Source organism: Streptomyces sp. NPDC006339 (genome assembly GCF_040612775.1).
GTDB lineage: Bacteria > Actinomycetota > Actinomycetes > Streptomycetales > Streptomycetaceae > Streptomyces.
Window position 1 is genome coordinate 71,583 of sequence record NZ_JBEXQW010000010.1, and the last position, 14,036, is coordinate 85,618.

Annotated in this window: 9 protein-coding genes; 3 read left to right on the forward strand and 6 right to left on the reverse strand. The window is 73.8% G+C overall.

Annotated features, from left to right (window positions below):
- Positions 1-38: 38 nt before the first annotated feature.
- Positions 39-809, reverse strand: coding sequence for a Tat pathway signal sequence domain protein (locus ABZ135_RS10575; RefSeq protein ID WP_356694135.1), 771 nt, complete (start codon positions 807-809; stop codon positions 39-41).
- A 201-nt stretch (positions 810-1,010) separates the two neighbouring features.
- Here ABZ135_RS10575 and glgX point away from each other — a divergent pair, with 201 nt between their 5' ends.
- Positions 1,011-3,131, forward strand: a complete 2,121-nt coding sequence (glgX, locus tag ABZ135_RS10580) for a glycogen debranching protein GlgX (protein ID WP_356693958.1) — start codon at positions 1,011-1,013, stop codon at positions 3,129-3,131.
- Here glgX and ABZ135_RS10585 read toward each other — a convergent pair.
- On the reverse strand, positions 3,100-4,326 hold the full coding sequence (locus ABZ135_RS10585) for an MFS transporter (protein ID WP_356694137.1): 1,227 nt from the start codon (positions 4,324-4,326) through the stop codon (positions 3,100-3,102). The two genes, glgX and ABZ135_RS10585, sit on opposite strands and share 32 nt — an antisense overlap.
- Before the next feature lie 90 nt (positions 4,327-4,416).
- On the opposite strand from ABZ135_RS10585, the gene treY reads away from it, so the two are divergent.
- Together treY and ABZ135_RS10595 are read left to right on the forward strand one after the other, a co-directional pair.
- Positions 4,417-6,768 carry a malto-oligosyltrehalose synthase gene (gene treY, locus ABZ135_RS10590; protein ID WP_356693960.1) on the forward strand — a complete coding sequence of 784 codons (2,352 nt, stop codon included), beginning with the start codon at positions 4,417-4,419 and terminating at the stop codon, positions 6,766-6,768.
- Between the two features lie 256 nt (positions 6,769-7,024).
- The gene (locus tag ABZ135_RS10595) at positions 7,025-7,504 is read left to right on the forward strand and encodes an SsgA family sporulation/cell division regulator (RefSeq protein WP_356693962.1); all 480 of its coding nucleotides are present in this window, start codon (positions 7,025-7,027) and stop codon (positions 7,502-7,504) included.
- 129 nt (positions 7,505-7,633) lie between these two features.
- Here the strand turns inward: ABZ135_RS10595 and ABZ135_RS10600 are convergent, their stop codons facing one another.
- The 4 genes from ABZ135_RS10600 to ABZ135_RS10615 all read right to left on the reverse strand — a co-directional run bounded on the left by ABZ135_RS10600 (position 7,634) and on the right by ABZ135_RS10615 (position 13,834).
- Positions 7,634-9,646: a VCBS repeat-containing protein gene (locus tag ABZ135_RS10600; protein WP_356693964.1), complete on the reverse strand. Its 2,013-nt coding sequence runs from the start codon at positions 9,644-9,646 to the stop codon at positions 7,634-7,636.
- Positions 9,643-10,815: an FG-GAP-like repeat-containing protein gene (locus tag ABZ135_RS10605; protein WP_356693966.1), complete on the reverse strand. Its 1,173-nt coding sequence runs from the start codon at positions 10,813-10,815 to the stop codon at positions 9,643-9,645. Before ABZ135_RS10605 ends, ABZ135_RS10600 begins: the two co-directional genes overlap by 4 nt.
- A 203-nt stretch (positions 10,816-11,018) precedes the next feature.
- On the reverse strand, positions 11,019-12,326 hold the full coding sequence (locus ABZ135_RS10610) for a VCBS repeat domain-containing M23 family metallopeptidase (protein ID WP_356693968.1): 1,308 nt from the start codon (positions 12,324-12,326) through the stop codon (positions 11,019-11,021).
- A 158-nt stretch (positions 12,327-12,484) separates the two neighbouring features.
- Complete coding sequence (locus ABZ135_RS10615; protein WP_356693970.1) at positions 12,485-13,834, reverse strand: VCBS repeat-containing protein; 1,350 nt, start codon at positions 13,832-13,834, stop codon at positions 12,485-12,487.
- Between the last annotated feature and the right edge of the window lie 202 nt (positions 13,835-14,036).

Genomic DNA, 14,036 nt, shown 5'->3' on the forward strand with positions numbered 1-14,036 from the left:
CCCTCGGTACGGACGTGCGGGGTGGGCCGCGGCGGTGGTCAGCCGACGCGGGTGACGGACCCGGCGCTGAGGTCGACGATCAGGTTGCGGGTGTCGATCCAGGAGCCGTTGAGCACCTTGGTGACGAGGCGGACGCAGCGGTGCTCGCCGCACTTCGCGAGGCTCGCGGGGACGTCCTTCTCGCGGTAGGTGCGGTAGACGTCGCCGTTGAACCAGAGCTGGTCGGTGGAGGTGAGCTCCTTGCCGGTGGCGTCCTTGTAGTCCTCCTTGACGCCCTTGCCGAGCGGGCTGTCCAGGATCAGCCGGAGCGCCGCACGCAGCTCCTCGGGGTGGGCCGAGGGCTGCACGCCGCGCTGGGCGCCGGACTGCTCGACCTTGCCCGTGTCGAGGTTGACGGTGCGGGTCAGCAGAGTGTCGGTCTTGTAGTCGTAGAAGCGGACCTGGGCGCGGCGCGGGCCGCCGGACGGCTCGCCGGGCAGCGGGTCGGCGAGCTCGGTGGCGAGGTGCTGCGGGCCCCGGCCGCCCTCGGCGTTCCTCTGGGAGGCGGCCGGCGGGGTCAGCGCCAGGGCCTCGGCCCGCTTCAGCTCGTCGTCGGTCAGCGGGTCGGTGCCGATGCCCTTCTCGCCCTCGGGCGGTGCGGAGGCCAGGGTCGCGGGGCCGGGCGGCCGGCCGGCGGCCGACGGCTCGCCCGGGGTGCCGGACGCGGCCTGCCCCGTGCCGCCGGAGGAGGCGCCGGGGGCGGCCTCGTCGGCTCCGGCGCTGCCGGGCAGGGAGACCGCGACGGCGACGGCCGTCCCGGTGACCGCCATGGCGGCGCCCGCCACCACCTTCCCCAGGTGACGGCGCACTATTTCGTACACACTTCCCCCCATATGTTCACGTTTTCCCCCTATGGAGCGATGGTCACCCGGTAGGACGGGTCGAAGTCCTAGGAGGTTGCCCCACTTTCGGGCAGGATCTGGCCGAAGCAGGACCCTTGTCCGCGGATCGGAAATGGAAGAGTTTCGTCTATGCAGGTCTGGCCGGGACAGGCGTACCCCTTGGGCGCCACCTACGACGGCGCCGGTACGAACTTCGCGGTCTTCTCGGAGGCCGCCGACAGGATCGAGCTGTGTCTGCTCCACGACGACGGCTCGGAGACCGCGGTGGAGCTGCGCGAGACCGACGCCTTCGTGCGGCACGCCTATCTGCCGGGTGTGATGCCCGGTCAGCGGTACGGCTTCCGGGTGCACGGGCCGTACGCGCCGGAGCGCGGACTGCGCTGCAACGCGGCGAAGCTGCTGCTCGACCCGTACGCGCGTGCGGTCTCGGGCTCGGTGGACTGGGGCGAGGCGGTGTACGGCTACCACTTCGGGCGGCCGGACTCGCGCAACGACCTCGACTCGGCGCCGCACACGATGTCCTCGGTCGTGGTCAACCCGTACTTCGACTGGGGCGACGACCGGCGGCCGCGCACCGAGTACCACCACACGGTGATCTACGAGGCCCATGTGAAGGGCCTGACCATGCTCCACCCGGACCTCCCGGACGAGCTGCGCGGCACCTACGCGGGCCTCGCCCACCCGTCCGTGATCGGACACCTGAAGGAACTGGGCGTCACGGCCCTGGAGTTGATGCCGGTCCACCAGTTCGTCAACGACCACCGCCTGGCGGACGCGGGTCTCGCGAACTACTGGGGCTACAACACGATCGGCTTCTTCGCCCCGCACAACGCCTACGCCTCCTGGGGCGACCGGGGCCAGCAGGTGCTGGAGTTCAAGTCGGCGGTGCGGGCGCTGCACCGGGCCGGTATCGAGGTGATCCTCGACGTGGTCTACAACCACACCGCCGAGGGCAACCACCTGGGGCCGACGCTCTCCTTCCGGGGCCTGGACAACTCCTCGTACTACCGGCTGACCGACGACCCCCGGTACTACATGGACACCACCGGCACCGGGAACTCGCTCCTGATGCGGTCCCCGCACGTGCTCCAGCTCATCATGGACAGCCTGCGGTACTGGGTGACCGAGATGCACGTGGACGGCTTCCGCTTCGACCTGGCGGCCACGCTCGCCCGCCAGTTCCACGAGGTGGACCGGCTGTCCTCGTTCTTCGACCTGGTCCAGCAGGACCCGGTGGTCAGCCAGGTGAAGCTGATCGCCGAGCCGTGGGACCTGGGCGAGGGCGGCTACCAGGTGGGCAACTTCCCGCCGCAGTGGGCCGAGTGGAACGGCAAGTACCGGGACTGCGTGCGGGACCTGTGGCGCGGCGAGCCGCGCACGCTCGCCGAGTTCGCCTCGCGTCTCACCGGTTCCTCGGACCTCTACCAGGACGACGGGCGGCGCCCGCTCGCCTCGGTGAACTTCGTGACCTGCCACGACGGCTTCACGCTGCGCGACCTCGTGTCGTACAACGAGAAGCACAACGAGGCCAACGGGGAGGGCAACCGGGACGGCGAGAGCCACAACCGCTCCTGGAACTGCGGCGCCGAGGGCGACACGGACGACATCGGGATCATCGAGCTGAGGGCCCGCCAGATGCGGAACTTCCTCGCCACCCTGATGCTGTCGCAGGGCGTGCCGATGCTCAGCCACGGCGACGAGTTCGGGCGCACCCAGGGCGGCAACAACAACGCCTACTGCCAGGACAGCGAGATCTCCTGGGTGCGCTGGCCCAAGGCCGGCAGCGAACCGGAGGCCACCCTCCTGAAGTTCACCCGGGCGATGGTGCGGCTGCGCCGGGAGCACCCGGTCTTCCGGCGCCGCCGCTTCTTCCACGGGCGGCCGGTGGAGGGCACCCACGACGAGCTGACCGACATCGCCTGGTTCACTCCGCAGGGCGAGGAGATGACGGCCCGCGACTGGCAGGCGGCGCACGCGCGGGCGCTGACGGTCTTCCTCAACGGCAACGCGATCTCCGAGCCGGGCCCGCAGGGCGAGCGGATCTCGGACGACTCCTTCCTGATGATGTTCAACGCCTCGTCGCAGGAGCTGGAGTTCGAGGTGCCGGACAGCCACGGCGAGGGCTGGAAGGTGGTCGTGGACACCTCCCACCCGGAGGGCATGCCGCCGGCGGAGGGCCCTGAGATGGCGGCCGGTGAGCGGGTGACGCTCGCTCCGCTCACGCTGACGGTGCTGCGACGGCCGGCCTGACCGGTTCGTCCGCGGGGGCCGCCTTGACCCGGACGGTCCAGGACAGCACGGCGCACGCCACGGCCGCCCCGGCCGCCACTCCGAAGGCGGCCGGGGCGCCGTGCGTGTCGGCGAGCCGGCCCGACACGGCGAGCGCGAGGGCCTGCCCGCCGACGATGCCGCTGGTGAGGAAGGCCATGGACTCGGCGAGCCGGGCGGGCGGAACGGTCCGCTCGGTGAGGCCGAAGACGGTGATGAGGTGCGGGGCGTAGGCGACGCCGAGGACGACGACCCCGGCGTACAGCCAGCCGAGGCCCTCGACGAGGACCAGCGGCGCGGCGAGCACGACGAGCGCGGCGGTGGAGACCCGCCAGCGGGTGGCGAGGCCGATCCGGTCGGGCACGGCCGCCATCGCGAACCCGGCGGCGGCGCTCGTCACCCCCATCGCGGCGTAGACGAGGCCGGCCTGGTCGGGCGCGCCGAGGCGTTCGGTGAGGGCGGTGATCCCCGCCTGCGAGGCACCGAACATGGCCCCCTGGAGGACCATCGTGACCCGCAGGGCGTACGTGGAGGCGGGCAGCCTGCTCCGTTCGGCGGCACTCGAACGGGTGAGCTTGCGGACGCCCACCGACCGGGCGGTCGGGTGCAGCGCGAACGCGGTGCCGCAGCTCGCGAGGAGCGCGGCGGCGGTCAGCAGGGCCGCCGCGGGATGGGCCACGGCGGCGGCGAGGCCGACGAGGGCGGGGCCGAGCACGAAGGAGATCTCGTCGAGGGTGCCCTCGAAGGACAGGACGGTGGCCACGGCCCGGTCGTCGGCGCCGCCCGCCCGGGCGAGCTGCACGGAGCGGGTCCGGGCGAGCGGGCCGATCTGCGGCACGGTCGCCCCGGCGAGGGCGCCGAGCACCATCAGCAGGCCGGTGGGCGCCCGGTCGAGCGCGGCGAGCACCAGGGCGGTGACGGCGACGGCGTTGGCGAGGGACGCGGCGAGGACCACCGGCCGCTGGCCGCGCCGGTCCGCGAGCCGTCCGACGAGCGGCCCGGCGACGGTCTGGCCGGCGGCGAGCGCGCCGCCCGCGAGGCCGGCGGTGGTGAGGGAGCCGCTGGTCTCGGCGACCAGGAGGAGGCTGCCGAGCTGGCACATGGCGGTCGGCAGCCGGCCGAGGAAGGAGACCACCGGCAGGGCCGGTCCGAGCAGGGACAGCGTGTCGCGATACATCCGGAGCATCACGCGAACGTAACGCGATGCACACGAACGGATGCATGGGGCGATGACACAGAAGCCCCGGCGCGGGGTACGTACGTTCGCATGACGTCCTCTTCGCCGGGCTCCTCCTCTGAGCGGACGCTGCCCACCGCCACGTACCGGCTCCAGATCCAGCCGGAGTTCCCGTTCGCCGCCGCCGAGCGCGCCGTCCCCCACCTCGCCGCCCTGGGGATCTCGCACCTCCACCTGTCCCCCGTCCTGGAGGCGGTCCCCGGCTCCACGCACGGCTACGACGTGACCGACCACCGGTCCGTACGGGCCGAACTGGGCGGTGAGGCGGGCCTGCGGGCGCTCGCCGCCACCGCGCGGGCGCACGGCCTCGGCCTCGTGGTCGACCTGGTGCCCAACCACATGGCGGCCTCGCCGCGGCACAATCCCGCCCTGCGCGAGGTGCTGCGCGAGGGCCCCGACTCGCCGTACGCCCGCTGGTTCGACATCGACTGGGCGGCGGGCGGCGGGCGGATGCTGCTGCCCGTGCTGCCCGGCCGGCTGTCCGAGGTGCGGGACCGGATGCGGGTCGCGGACGGCGTGCTCACCCTGGACGGGCAGGAGTTCCCGCTCCGCGCGGGCACGGAGCGGCTGCCGCTCGACGAGCTGCTCGACGCCCAGTGGTACCGGCTCGCCTGGTGGCGGCTGGCCCGCACCGAGCTGAACTACCGCCGCTTCTTCACCATCTCGGACCTCATCGGGGTCCGCGTCGAGGACCCGGAGGTCTTCGAGGCCACCCACGGCAAGATCCTGGAGCTGGTGCGGGACGGGGTCGTCGAGGGCCTGCGGATCGACCATCCGGACGGGCTCGCCGACCCCGAGGGCTATCTGGAGCGGCTGGCCGAGGCGACCGGCGGACGGTGCTGGACGGTGGTGGAGAAGATCCTCACCGGCACCGAGACGCTGCCCGCGTCCTGGCCGGTGGACGGCACCACCGGCTACGACGCCCTGCGGTACGTGGACGGGCTGTTCACCGACCCGGTCGGCGCCGACGAGCTCGCCGACGTCTACCGGGAGTTCGCCGGACGGGCCGGTGACCGGGGCGGCTACTGGGAGGCGACCGCCCGGCGCGCCGCGTACAAGGTGGTGACCCATGAACTCGCCGCCGAGACCGCCGCCCTGACCCGGATCGCGGAGCGGATCTGCGCCGCCGACCCGGGCCTGCGCGACCACGCGCCCTGGGCGCTGCGCACGGCGGTGCGCGAACTGCTGGTCCGGGTGCCGGTGTACCGGCCGTACCGGACCGGCGGGGAGCACGTGCTCACCCCGGAGGCGGCGCGGGGCGCGAAGGCCGCGTTCGCGGTGCCGGAGGAGGCCGCGGCGGTGGACGTGGTCCGCGACCTCGCGCTCGGCCTGCGCGGCGACGGGCCGCAGCACCGGGCGTTCCGGGCCCGGTTCGCGCAGACCGCCTCGGCGCTGCGCGCCAAGTCCGTGGAGGACACCGCCTTCTACCGGTACACGCCGCTGCTCTCGGCGAACGAGGTGGGCGGCGAGCCGGGCCGGCCGGCCGTCACGCCCGAGGAGTTCCACGCCTTCTGCGCGCGTCTCGCCCGCGACTGGCCCGGCACCGGCACCGTCCTGACCACCCACGACACCAAGCGCAGCGCGGACCTGCGGGCCGGGATCGCGGTCCTCTCGCAGTGCCCGCGGCGCTGGGCCGAGCTGCTCGAAGAGGTCGCCGGGGTCCCGGCGCCCGATCCGCACCTGGCGTGGACGGCGTGGCAGACCGCGTTCGGCTTCGGCACCCCGGACGCGGCGCGGCTGGGCCCCGCCGTCCTCAAGTCCGTACGGGAGGCGGGGCTGCACACGAGCTGGACGGAGCCGGACGCGGACTACGAGCGGGCCGTGGCCGAGTTCGTGGCGGCGGGCCCCGGCCGCATCCCGCTGCGGTCGGCCTCCGAGGCCGCGTTCGCCCTGGAACCGCACATCCGCTCCCAGGTGCTGGGCGCGGCCCTCGTGCAGTTGACGATGCCGGGCGTGCCGGAGCTGTACCAGAACACCGAGCGGGAGTACCGCGCGCTGGTCGACCCGGACAACCGGGCGCCGTTCGCGATCGGCCCCGACGACGACAAGACGGCCGTGGTCCGCGCGGCCCTGCGGCTGCGCCGGGCCTACCCGGAGTTCTTCGGCCCCTTGAGCGGCTACGCCCCGCTGGCCGCGACCGGCCCGGCGGCCCCGCACTGTCTGGCCTTCACCCGCGCGGACCGGGTGCTGACGGCTGTGACGCGGCTGTCGCTGCGGCTCGCGGAGGAGGGCGGCTGGCAGGACACGGCGCTGCGGCTTCCGGAGGGCCGGTGGACCGATCTCCTGGACGGTATCCGGGAGTTCACCGGCGGCCCGGACACGCCGGTGAAGCTCGCGGAGCTCTTCGACACGCGGCCGGTGGCGCTGCTCGTACGGGCCTGAGGCTCCGCGGAGGGAGAGGGCGGGGTCGACGAGCAGCCGTTCCGGGACGGGGAGGCGGTCGGCGGCCGAGGCGATCAGCTCGTGGCGCGCTGGACGATCAGGCGTTCGAGTACGGGAGGCATGTGCGCAGGTTCGCCGGCGCTCGCGCTCGGCCGCACACCGATTTCACCCTCGCTTTCGCTCTTCCTCACGCATAGGTCCGGCCGCAGCGGTTACGCGCACAGGAGGCGAGAACAGGCGGAGAAGGGAGAGCGACATGTCCGAACGGTGGCGGCGCGACGACAGGGCGGGGCGCACGGCGGCGCCTCCGGTCGGTCCATGGCGTACGACGGGGCACCGGGTGCACGGTGACCTCGAGGTCCCCATCGAGGTCGTGTTCTCCTACGATCCGGCCGATCCGTGGGCGGTCAGGGCCAGCTTCGGGCAGCTCGGCGGCGCGGTCGACTGGACGCTCTCGCGCGAGCTGCTGCACTGCGGGATCCGCACGTCCTGCGGGGTCGGCGACGTGCAGCTCTGGCCGCTGCGGCGCGGCGGCCGGCAGGGGCGGCTGCGGATCCGCCTCGGCGGTACGGGCGTGCCGGTGCTGGTCGACGTGGACCGCTCCGAGCTGCGCGCCTGGCTGTCCGCCACCTTCCACGCGGTCCCGGCGGGCACCGAGTCCTCCCTCATCGACTGGGTGGCCGAGGCGGAACACATCGGCCCGGGCGTCGCCCCCGACTCCGGCGCGGAGCAGTAGGGCGCGCGGACACGGCACCGGGGCGCCGCGGTACGGCGGTCTCGCGCGCCCAGGTCCAGGTGGGGACCGGGCGCCGGGCGCCGGAAGACCCCCGGCCGGTCGCCGGGGGCCTCGCGCGCGCCTCGGCGGCTACCAGTTCGAACCGATCTGGACCCTCGGCCCCAGCGTGCCCGCGCCGGTCCCCGGGTAGAGGTAGAGCGGTCCGCCCGCGGTGGCCGGGGCCTGGACGGCGACCACGTCGCCGGTGCCGTCGGCGTCGAAGTCCGCGCCGGCGACCTGCCGCATGGTCTGCCAGTTGCCGCCCATCCACGTGCGGTCGCCGAATCCGCCGGTGCCGTCGCCGGGATAGGCCCACAGCACGCCCTGGCGGTCGACGGCGACGAGGTCGGCCTTCCCGTCGCCGGTCAGGTCGCCGGGGCCGGCCAGCTCGTTCATCGTGTCCCAGCCCGTCCCGATCGGCCGCGGCGCGCCCAGGGTGCCGTCCCCGTTGCCGGGGTACGCCGTCAGCGCCCCCTCCGGGGTGATCGCGAGCAGGTCGAGCCGGCCGTTCCGGTCGAGGTCGATCGCGGTCAGATCGCGCATCCCTCCCCAGTTCGTGCCGATCCGCGTCCGCTCCCCCAGCCGGCCCGCGCCGTCGCCCGGGTAGAGCTGGAGGGTGCCGGTGGCCTTCTCGACGGCGACGAGATCGGCGTGGCCGTCGCCGGAGACGTCGCCCGCGGCGAGTCGGGTCATCGCGTTCCAGCCGGAGCCGATCGGCCTGCGCGCGCCGAGGGTTCCGTCACCGTTGCCCGGATAGAGCCACAGCGCGCCCGTGGCCGCCTCGACCCCGACGAGGTCCGCCCGGCCCTCACCCGTGAAGTCGGCGGCGGTGAGGTGGGTCAGGCCGGCGAGCGGCGGGGGCGTCGGCCAGGTGGTCCGGTAGACCATGCGGTCTCCCGGACGCTCGTTGACCATCCACAACTCGCCCGTGTCGGCGCGGTAGGAGAGGTTCTCGTTGTAGATGCCGGTGCGCGTCATCAGCCACACCGGCTCGTCCGGGGCACCGTGGTAGAGGCAGCTCGGCAGGTGCTCGGTCCCGCCCTGTACGTACTCGGGGCAGGGCGCCGAGAGGACGAACCGGCCGTCGTGCATGGTCACGCCCTGCGTCCCGCCGATGGGCGAGCGGAACGCGGCCCGGGCCTGCACGACCCCGTCGGTGGCCTTCAGCACCCCGGTCGCCGCGTCGACGGGCCAGCGCACGACGGGCGAACCGGACCGGTCGAACGCGTCGCCCACGTGCCCGCTGTCCATCTCGGCGGTGACCAGGGCCGGTTCCGTCCCCGAAAGGTCGAGCGAGAGCGCCGAGAGACAGGGGCGCTGCGGCAGCGAGGCGTAGGTGCCGCAGCCGGTGCCGGCGCCCGTGTACACGTACGTGCCGATCCGCGGCAGCACGTACGCGCCGGAGTCGGTGCGCCAGATCCTGGTGGTGTCGAAGACGTCCAGGGAACTTCCGAGGCTCGCCACGTACAGGCGGCTGCCGGCCCAGACGACTCCGTGGGCGTGGCCGCCGCGGATCGCGGTGTAGCCGCCGCCGTCGGCGGTGAGGGCGACGAGCTGGACGTGCCGGTAGCGGACGGCGGCCGGGTCCGTGACGTCGGCGACGCTGATCCTCTCGGTGCCGTCCGGCCCGTACCAACTGGTCAGGACGGCCTTGCGGCCGTCCACGGTGCCGTGGGCGACGCCCTGCGGGTACCACTGCCCGGTGGTGTCGTCCGCCGTCGACCAGCAGAGGCCGCGCGCTCCGTCGATGTGGGTGTCGTGGCACAGCGGCCGGGCCGGGGTGTTCGCCGGGTCGGCGAGGACCCCGGTGAGGGTGGTGCGGGTGACGCCGGGGTGGGTGGCCGGGTAGGTCTCCACCCGGGCCGCGTCGGTCCGGCTGAGGTCCTTCAGGCCCAGGCCCGTGGTGGCGATCCTGGTGATCGCGTTGGGGGTGGCGATCGAGCCGTCGGGCACGTACGGGATCGCGGCGGCGGCCGGGGAGGCGGTCACGAGGCCGGCGACCGCGCAGAGCAGGGCGCCGAGGCTCGCGAGGGCGGCCCGGGGGGTTCGGGCCCGGGGGGTTCGGGGGGCGCCGGGGCGCGTGGGGGTCCGGGCGCCGCTCATGAGGTGAAGTTCCAGCCGCCGCCGTTGTCGACACGGGAGCCGAACTGGCCGTTGCCCAGGCCCGGGTAGACCCACAGGCGGCCGTCGTCCTGGCGGGCCACGAGGTCGGCCCTGCCGTCGCCCGTGTAGTCGCCCGCACCGCTCACGCTGGTCATCACGCCCCAGCCGGTACCCGCCTCGACCCGGCCGCCGAAGCTGCCGTTGCCCAGGCCCGGGTAGACCCACAGCTTGCCGGAGGCCGCCTCGACCGCGACGACATCGCCCTTGCCGTCACCGTTGAGGTCGCCCGCCCCGCCGAGGGCGCTCATCGAGTCCCAGTTGGAACCGGCCTCGACGCGGGCGCCGAAGTGCCCGTTCGTCTGGCCGGGATAGACGAAGAGCTTCCCCGTCGACTTCTCGACCGCCAGCAGGTCGCCGCGGCCGTCGCCGGTCAGGTCGCGGCTGCCGGAGATCCGCATGGTGTTCCAGCCGCCGCCGTTGTCGATCCGGGCGCCCAGGTGGCCGTTCGTCTGTCCCGGGTAGACCCACAGGGTGCCGGTCGACTTCTCCACCGCCAGGACGTCGGACCTGCCGTCGCCGGTGACGTCACCGACACCGCCGACCTGCGCCATCGACGCCCAGCCGCCGTTGTCGATCCGCGTGCCGAAGCGGCCGCCGCCCGCGCCCGGGTAGATCCACAGGGTGCCGTCGCCCGAGGCGGCGCGGGCCAGGAGATCCGGACGGCCGTCGCCGGTCAGGTCCCCCACGGCCGACACGAGGCCCGGGTCCGGGGCGTCGGGGTAGGGCTCCGCCGGGTCGGAGGCCGGGTGGACGAGCTGCGAGCAGTGGGGCCAGGCGCCCTCGCCCTGCGGCCCGTCGAGCACCTTCTCGGCGATCAGGATCTGCTCCATCTTCGTCGCCTGGTAGGCGCTCGGCGCGTACTGGTCGCCGCCGTAGGCGCGCCAGGTGGCGTCGTCGAACTGGAGTCCGCCGGTGTACGGGTGGCCCGCGCGGTAGTAGTGCCAGTCGCCGCTCGCCTCGCAGTCGGCCATCTTGTCCCACGTGGCGACGGAGGCGGCGGAGGCGTCCGGGGCGGTGGTCGCGCCGGTGAGCGCGGTCAGAGCGGTGAGGGCGGTGACGGCGGCGGCCGCGAGGGCGGTGGCGCGGTGACGGGGGCGTGGCGCGGTCATGGGGCTGGTCTCCTGGGCGGTTCTCGGTGGTCGTCGGTCGGTGACGGGCAGTCGGTGACCGGCAGTAAGTGAGCGCCAGTCGGTGATCGGCAGTAGGCGATCGGTGCCGGGATCGGTGCCGGTGCTGTGCCGGTGGAAGGGTCCCGGGCGGGACCGGGCGGGCGGGGGCCCCGGGGCGTACTCCGGGGCCCCCGCGACCGGGCTCAGTTGTCGAAGTTCCAGCCGCCGCCGTTGTCGACGCGGGCGCCGAACTGGCCGTTGCCGAGGCCCGGGTAGATCCACAGGTGGCCGTCGTTCTCGCGGGCCACGAGGTCGCCCTTGCCGTCACCGGTGTAGTCGCCGGCGCCGCTCACGCTGGACATGACGTCCCAGCCCGTACCGGCCTCGACGCGCCCGCCGAGCTGTCCGTTGCCGAGGCCCGGGTAGACCCACAGCTTGCCGCTGGCCTCCTCGACCGCGACGACGTCGCCCTTGCCGTCACCGGTCAGGTCACCCGGGGCGGACACGCTGCTCATCGAGTCCCAGTTGGAGCCGATGGCGACGCGGGTGCCGAAGTGCCCGTTGCTCTGGCCGGGGTAGAGGTAGAGCGTGCCGGTCTCCTCCTCGGTGGCCAGCAGGTCGCCCCGGCCGTCGCCGTTCAGGTCGCGGCCGCCGGAGATCCGCATGGTGTTCCAGCCGCCGCCGTTGTCGATGCGGGCGCCCAGGTGGCCGTTGGTCTGGCCCGGGTAGACCCACAGCTTGCCGGTCGACTTCTCCACCGCCAGGACGTCGGACCTGCCGTCGCCGGTGATGTCACCGACGCCCGAGACCTGGTCGATGCTGCCCCAGCCGCCGTTGTCGATGCGGGCGCCGAGGCGGCCGTTGCCCAGGCCGGGGTAGACCCACAGGGTCTTGTCGCCCGTGCCGGCCCGGGCGAGCACGTCGGGCCTGCCGTCGCCCGTCAGGTCGCCGACCGCCGAGACCGGAGCCGGCGAAGGCGTCTCCGGGGAACCGCAGTTGGCGCTGGTGAAGGTACGGCTGCCGCCCGTGTACGTCACGCCGTCGAAGACGGCGGGCTTGCCCTCGCCGTTCAGCGTCTGCTCGAAGTGCAGGTGCGCGCCGAAGGAGTTGCCGGTGTTGCCGACGCGGCCGATGAGCTGGCCGGCCTGGACGGTCGTGCCGGCGCTGATCTCCGCACGGGACAGGTGGGCGTAGTGGGTGGTCCAGCCGCCGCCGTGGTTGATCCGCACGTGGATGCCGGCCCAGCCGCCGCTGTTGCCGGCGACCTCGACGGTGCCTGCGGCGCTGGCGACCACGGGGCGGCCGGTGTCGTCGCCCGGGTAGTGGTTGAGGTCCACCGAGTACTGGGGGCTGTGGCCGGAGTACGTGGTGGCCGACCAGGTCTCGCCGCAGGGCGCGGGCAACTGGAAGTCGGGGCGGTCGACCGCCTGGGCGGCCTGCGGGAGGGCCACGACGGTCGCGGCGACGGTGGCGGCGACGGCGAGGGCGGACTGGAGAAGGCGCTTGGACATGGGTGACTGACCTCTTCGGGAAAGGGAGAAGTTTCGGGGGCCCGCCCGGCCCGGACACGGGTACGGGACGGAGGTCGTACGGAGGTACGGGCTCGGGCGGGCGGGTTGCGTGCTCAGGGGTGACGGGTGGGGCGGGGGGTAACCGGCCCCGGGCGGGGTCAGTTGGTGAAGTTCCAGCCGCCGCCGTTGTCGATGCGGGCGCCGAACTGGCCGTTGCCGAGGCCCGGGTAGATCCACAGGTCGCCGTTGTTCTCGCGGGCCACGATGTCGGCCTTGCCGTCACCGGTGTAGTCGCCGGCGCCGCTCACGCTGGACATCACGCCCCAGCCCGTACCGGCCTCGACCCGGCCGCCGAAGAGCCCGTTGCCCAGGCCCGGGTAGACGAAGAGCTTGCCGCTGGCCTCCTCGACCGCGACGACGTCGCCCTTGCCGTCGCCGTTGAGGTCGCCGGCACCGCCGATGGTACTCATGGAGTCCCAGTTGGTGCCGGATTCGATGCGGGCGCCGAAGTGCCCGTTCGTCTGGCCGGGGTAGACCCAGAGCTTTCCGGTCTCCTCCTCGACGGCCAGCAGGTCGCCGCGGCCGTCGCCGGTCACGTCGCGGCTGCCCGCGATGCGGATGTCGCCCCAGCCGCCGCCGTTGTCGATGCGGGCGCCCAGGTGGCCGTTGGTCTGGCCCGGGTAGATCCACAGCTTGCCGGTGGACTTCTCCACCGCCGCCACGTCGGCCCGGCCGTCGCCGGTGACGTCACCGACACCGCTGACGCGCTCCATCGAGGCCCAGCCGCCGTTGTCGATGCGGGTGCCGAGGTGGCCGTTGCCCAGGCCGGGGTAGATCCACAGGGTCCCGTCGCCCGAGGCGGCGCGGGCCAGCACGTCGGGCCTGCCGTCGCCCGTCAGGTCGCCGACCGCCGAGACGGGGCCCGCTTCCTGGGTGGGGGCCGGGGTGTCGGCGATGCCCTTGGGGCCGACGAACTTGAGGGCCCGGCCGGCGCCGATCGGGTTGGTGTTGGTCCGCCAGTCGAACCAGTCGTGGTGCCGGACCCGCCCGCTCTCGTTGCCGCCGACCGTCCTGATCCTGCGGCCGTCGGCGGACACCGCGACGACCAGGTTGACGTGCTGCGCCTCGCCGTCGCTCAGGCTGCCGTCCGAGTCGTAGAGGACGGCGTCGCCGACCTCGGGGGTCGCGTGGACGGTGCCGTTCTGCCGGCCGTACTCGTTGAAGCTGATGGCCCCCGCGTGGAGGACCTCGGTGCCGTCCGCGCCGGCCTTGCCCCACACCCAGCGGGCGAAGTCGGAGCACCAGGCGCTCGGGTGGGCGCATCCGTAGTACGGCGTGCAGTCGTTGCCCACCTGGGTCAGGGCGATGGAGGCGACGCTGGGCGCGGTGGCGGACGCCGACGTGGCCCCGGTCACCGTGAGGAGGGGCGCGGCGACGGCGGCGGCGAGGGCCAGGCCGCTGAGCTTGCCGCGGAGCGTGCGGGAGAACGTGGAGGACGAAGAAGACATGGCTGTACCCACCCCTGAATACGTTGCGGAAAGGAAAGTCGCGGAAGAGGCACACGCACGCTCGGCGTGCGGGCCGGACATCGCGAAAGAGGAATGTGACGTCGCGTCAGCGGTCACGAAGCCGGTGAGGGCGAGGGCTTGTGCGGCGTCGGGGACGTCGGGCCCTGGAAGGGGGAACCCGCTCCGGTCGGCGGACGGTCAC

Coding starts and splice junctions, on each gene's coding strand:
- ABZ135_RS10585 (WP_356694137.1), bottom strand. CDS start 4,326: ATGTATCGCGACACGCTGTCCCTGCTCGGACCGGCCCTGCCGGTGGTC.
- ABZ135_RS10610 (WP_356693968.1), bottom strand. CDS start 12,326: ATGTCCAAGCGCCTTCTCCAGTCCGCCCTCGCCGTCGCCGCCACCGTC.
- ABZ135_RS10600 (WP_356693964.1), bottom strand. CDS start 9,646: ATGAGCGGCGCCCGGACCCCCACGCGCCCCGGCGCCCCCCGAACCCCC.
- ABZ135_RS10575 (WP_356694135.1), bottom strand. CDS start 809: ATGGCGGTCACCGGGACGGCCGTCGCCGTCGCGGTCTCCCTGCCCGGC.
- glgX (WP_356693958.1), top strand. CDS start 1,011: ATGCAGGTCTGGCCGGGACAGGCGTACCCCTTGGGCGCCACCTACGAC.
- ABZ135_RS10605 (WP_356693966.1), bottom strand. CDS start 10,815: ATGACCGCGCCACGCCCCCGTCACCGCGCCACCGCCCTCGCGGCCGCC.
- treY (WP_356693960.1), top strand. CDS start 4,417: ATGACGTCCTCTTCGCCGGGCTCCTCCTCTGAGCGGACGCTGCCCACC.
- ABZ135_RS10595 (WP_356693962.1), top strand. CDS start 7,025: ATGTCCGAACGGTGGCGGCGCGACGACAGGGCGGGGCGCACGGCGGCG.
- ABZ135_RS10615 (WP_356693970.1), bottom strand. CDS start 13,834: ATGTCTTCTTCGTCCTCCACGTTCTCCCGCACGCTCCGCGGCAAGCTC.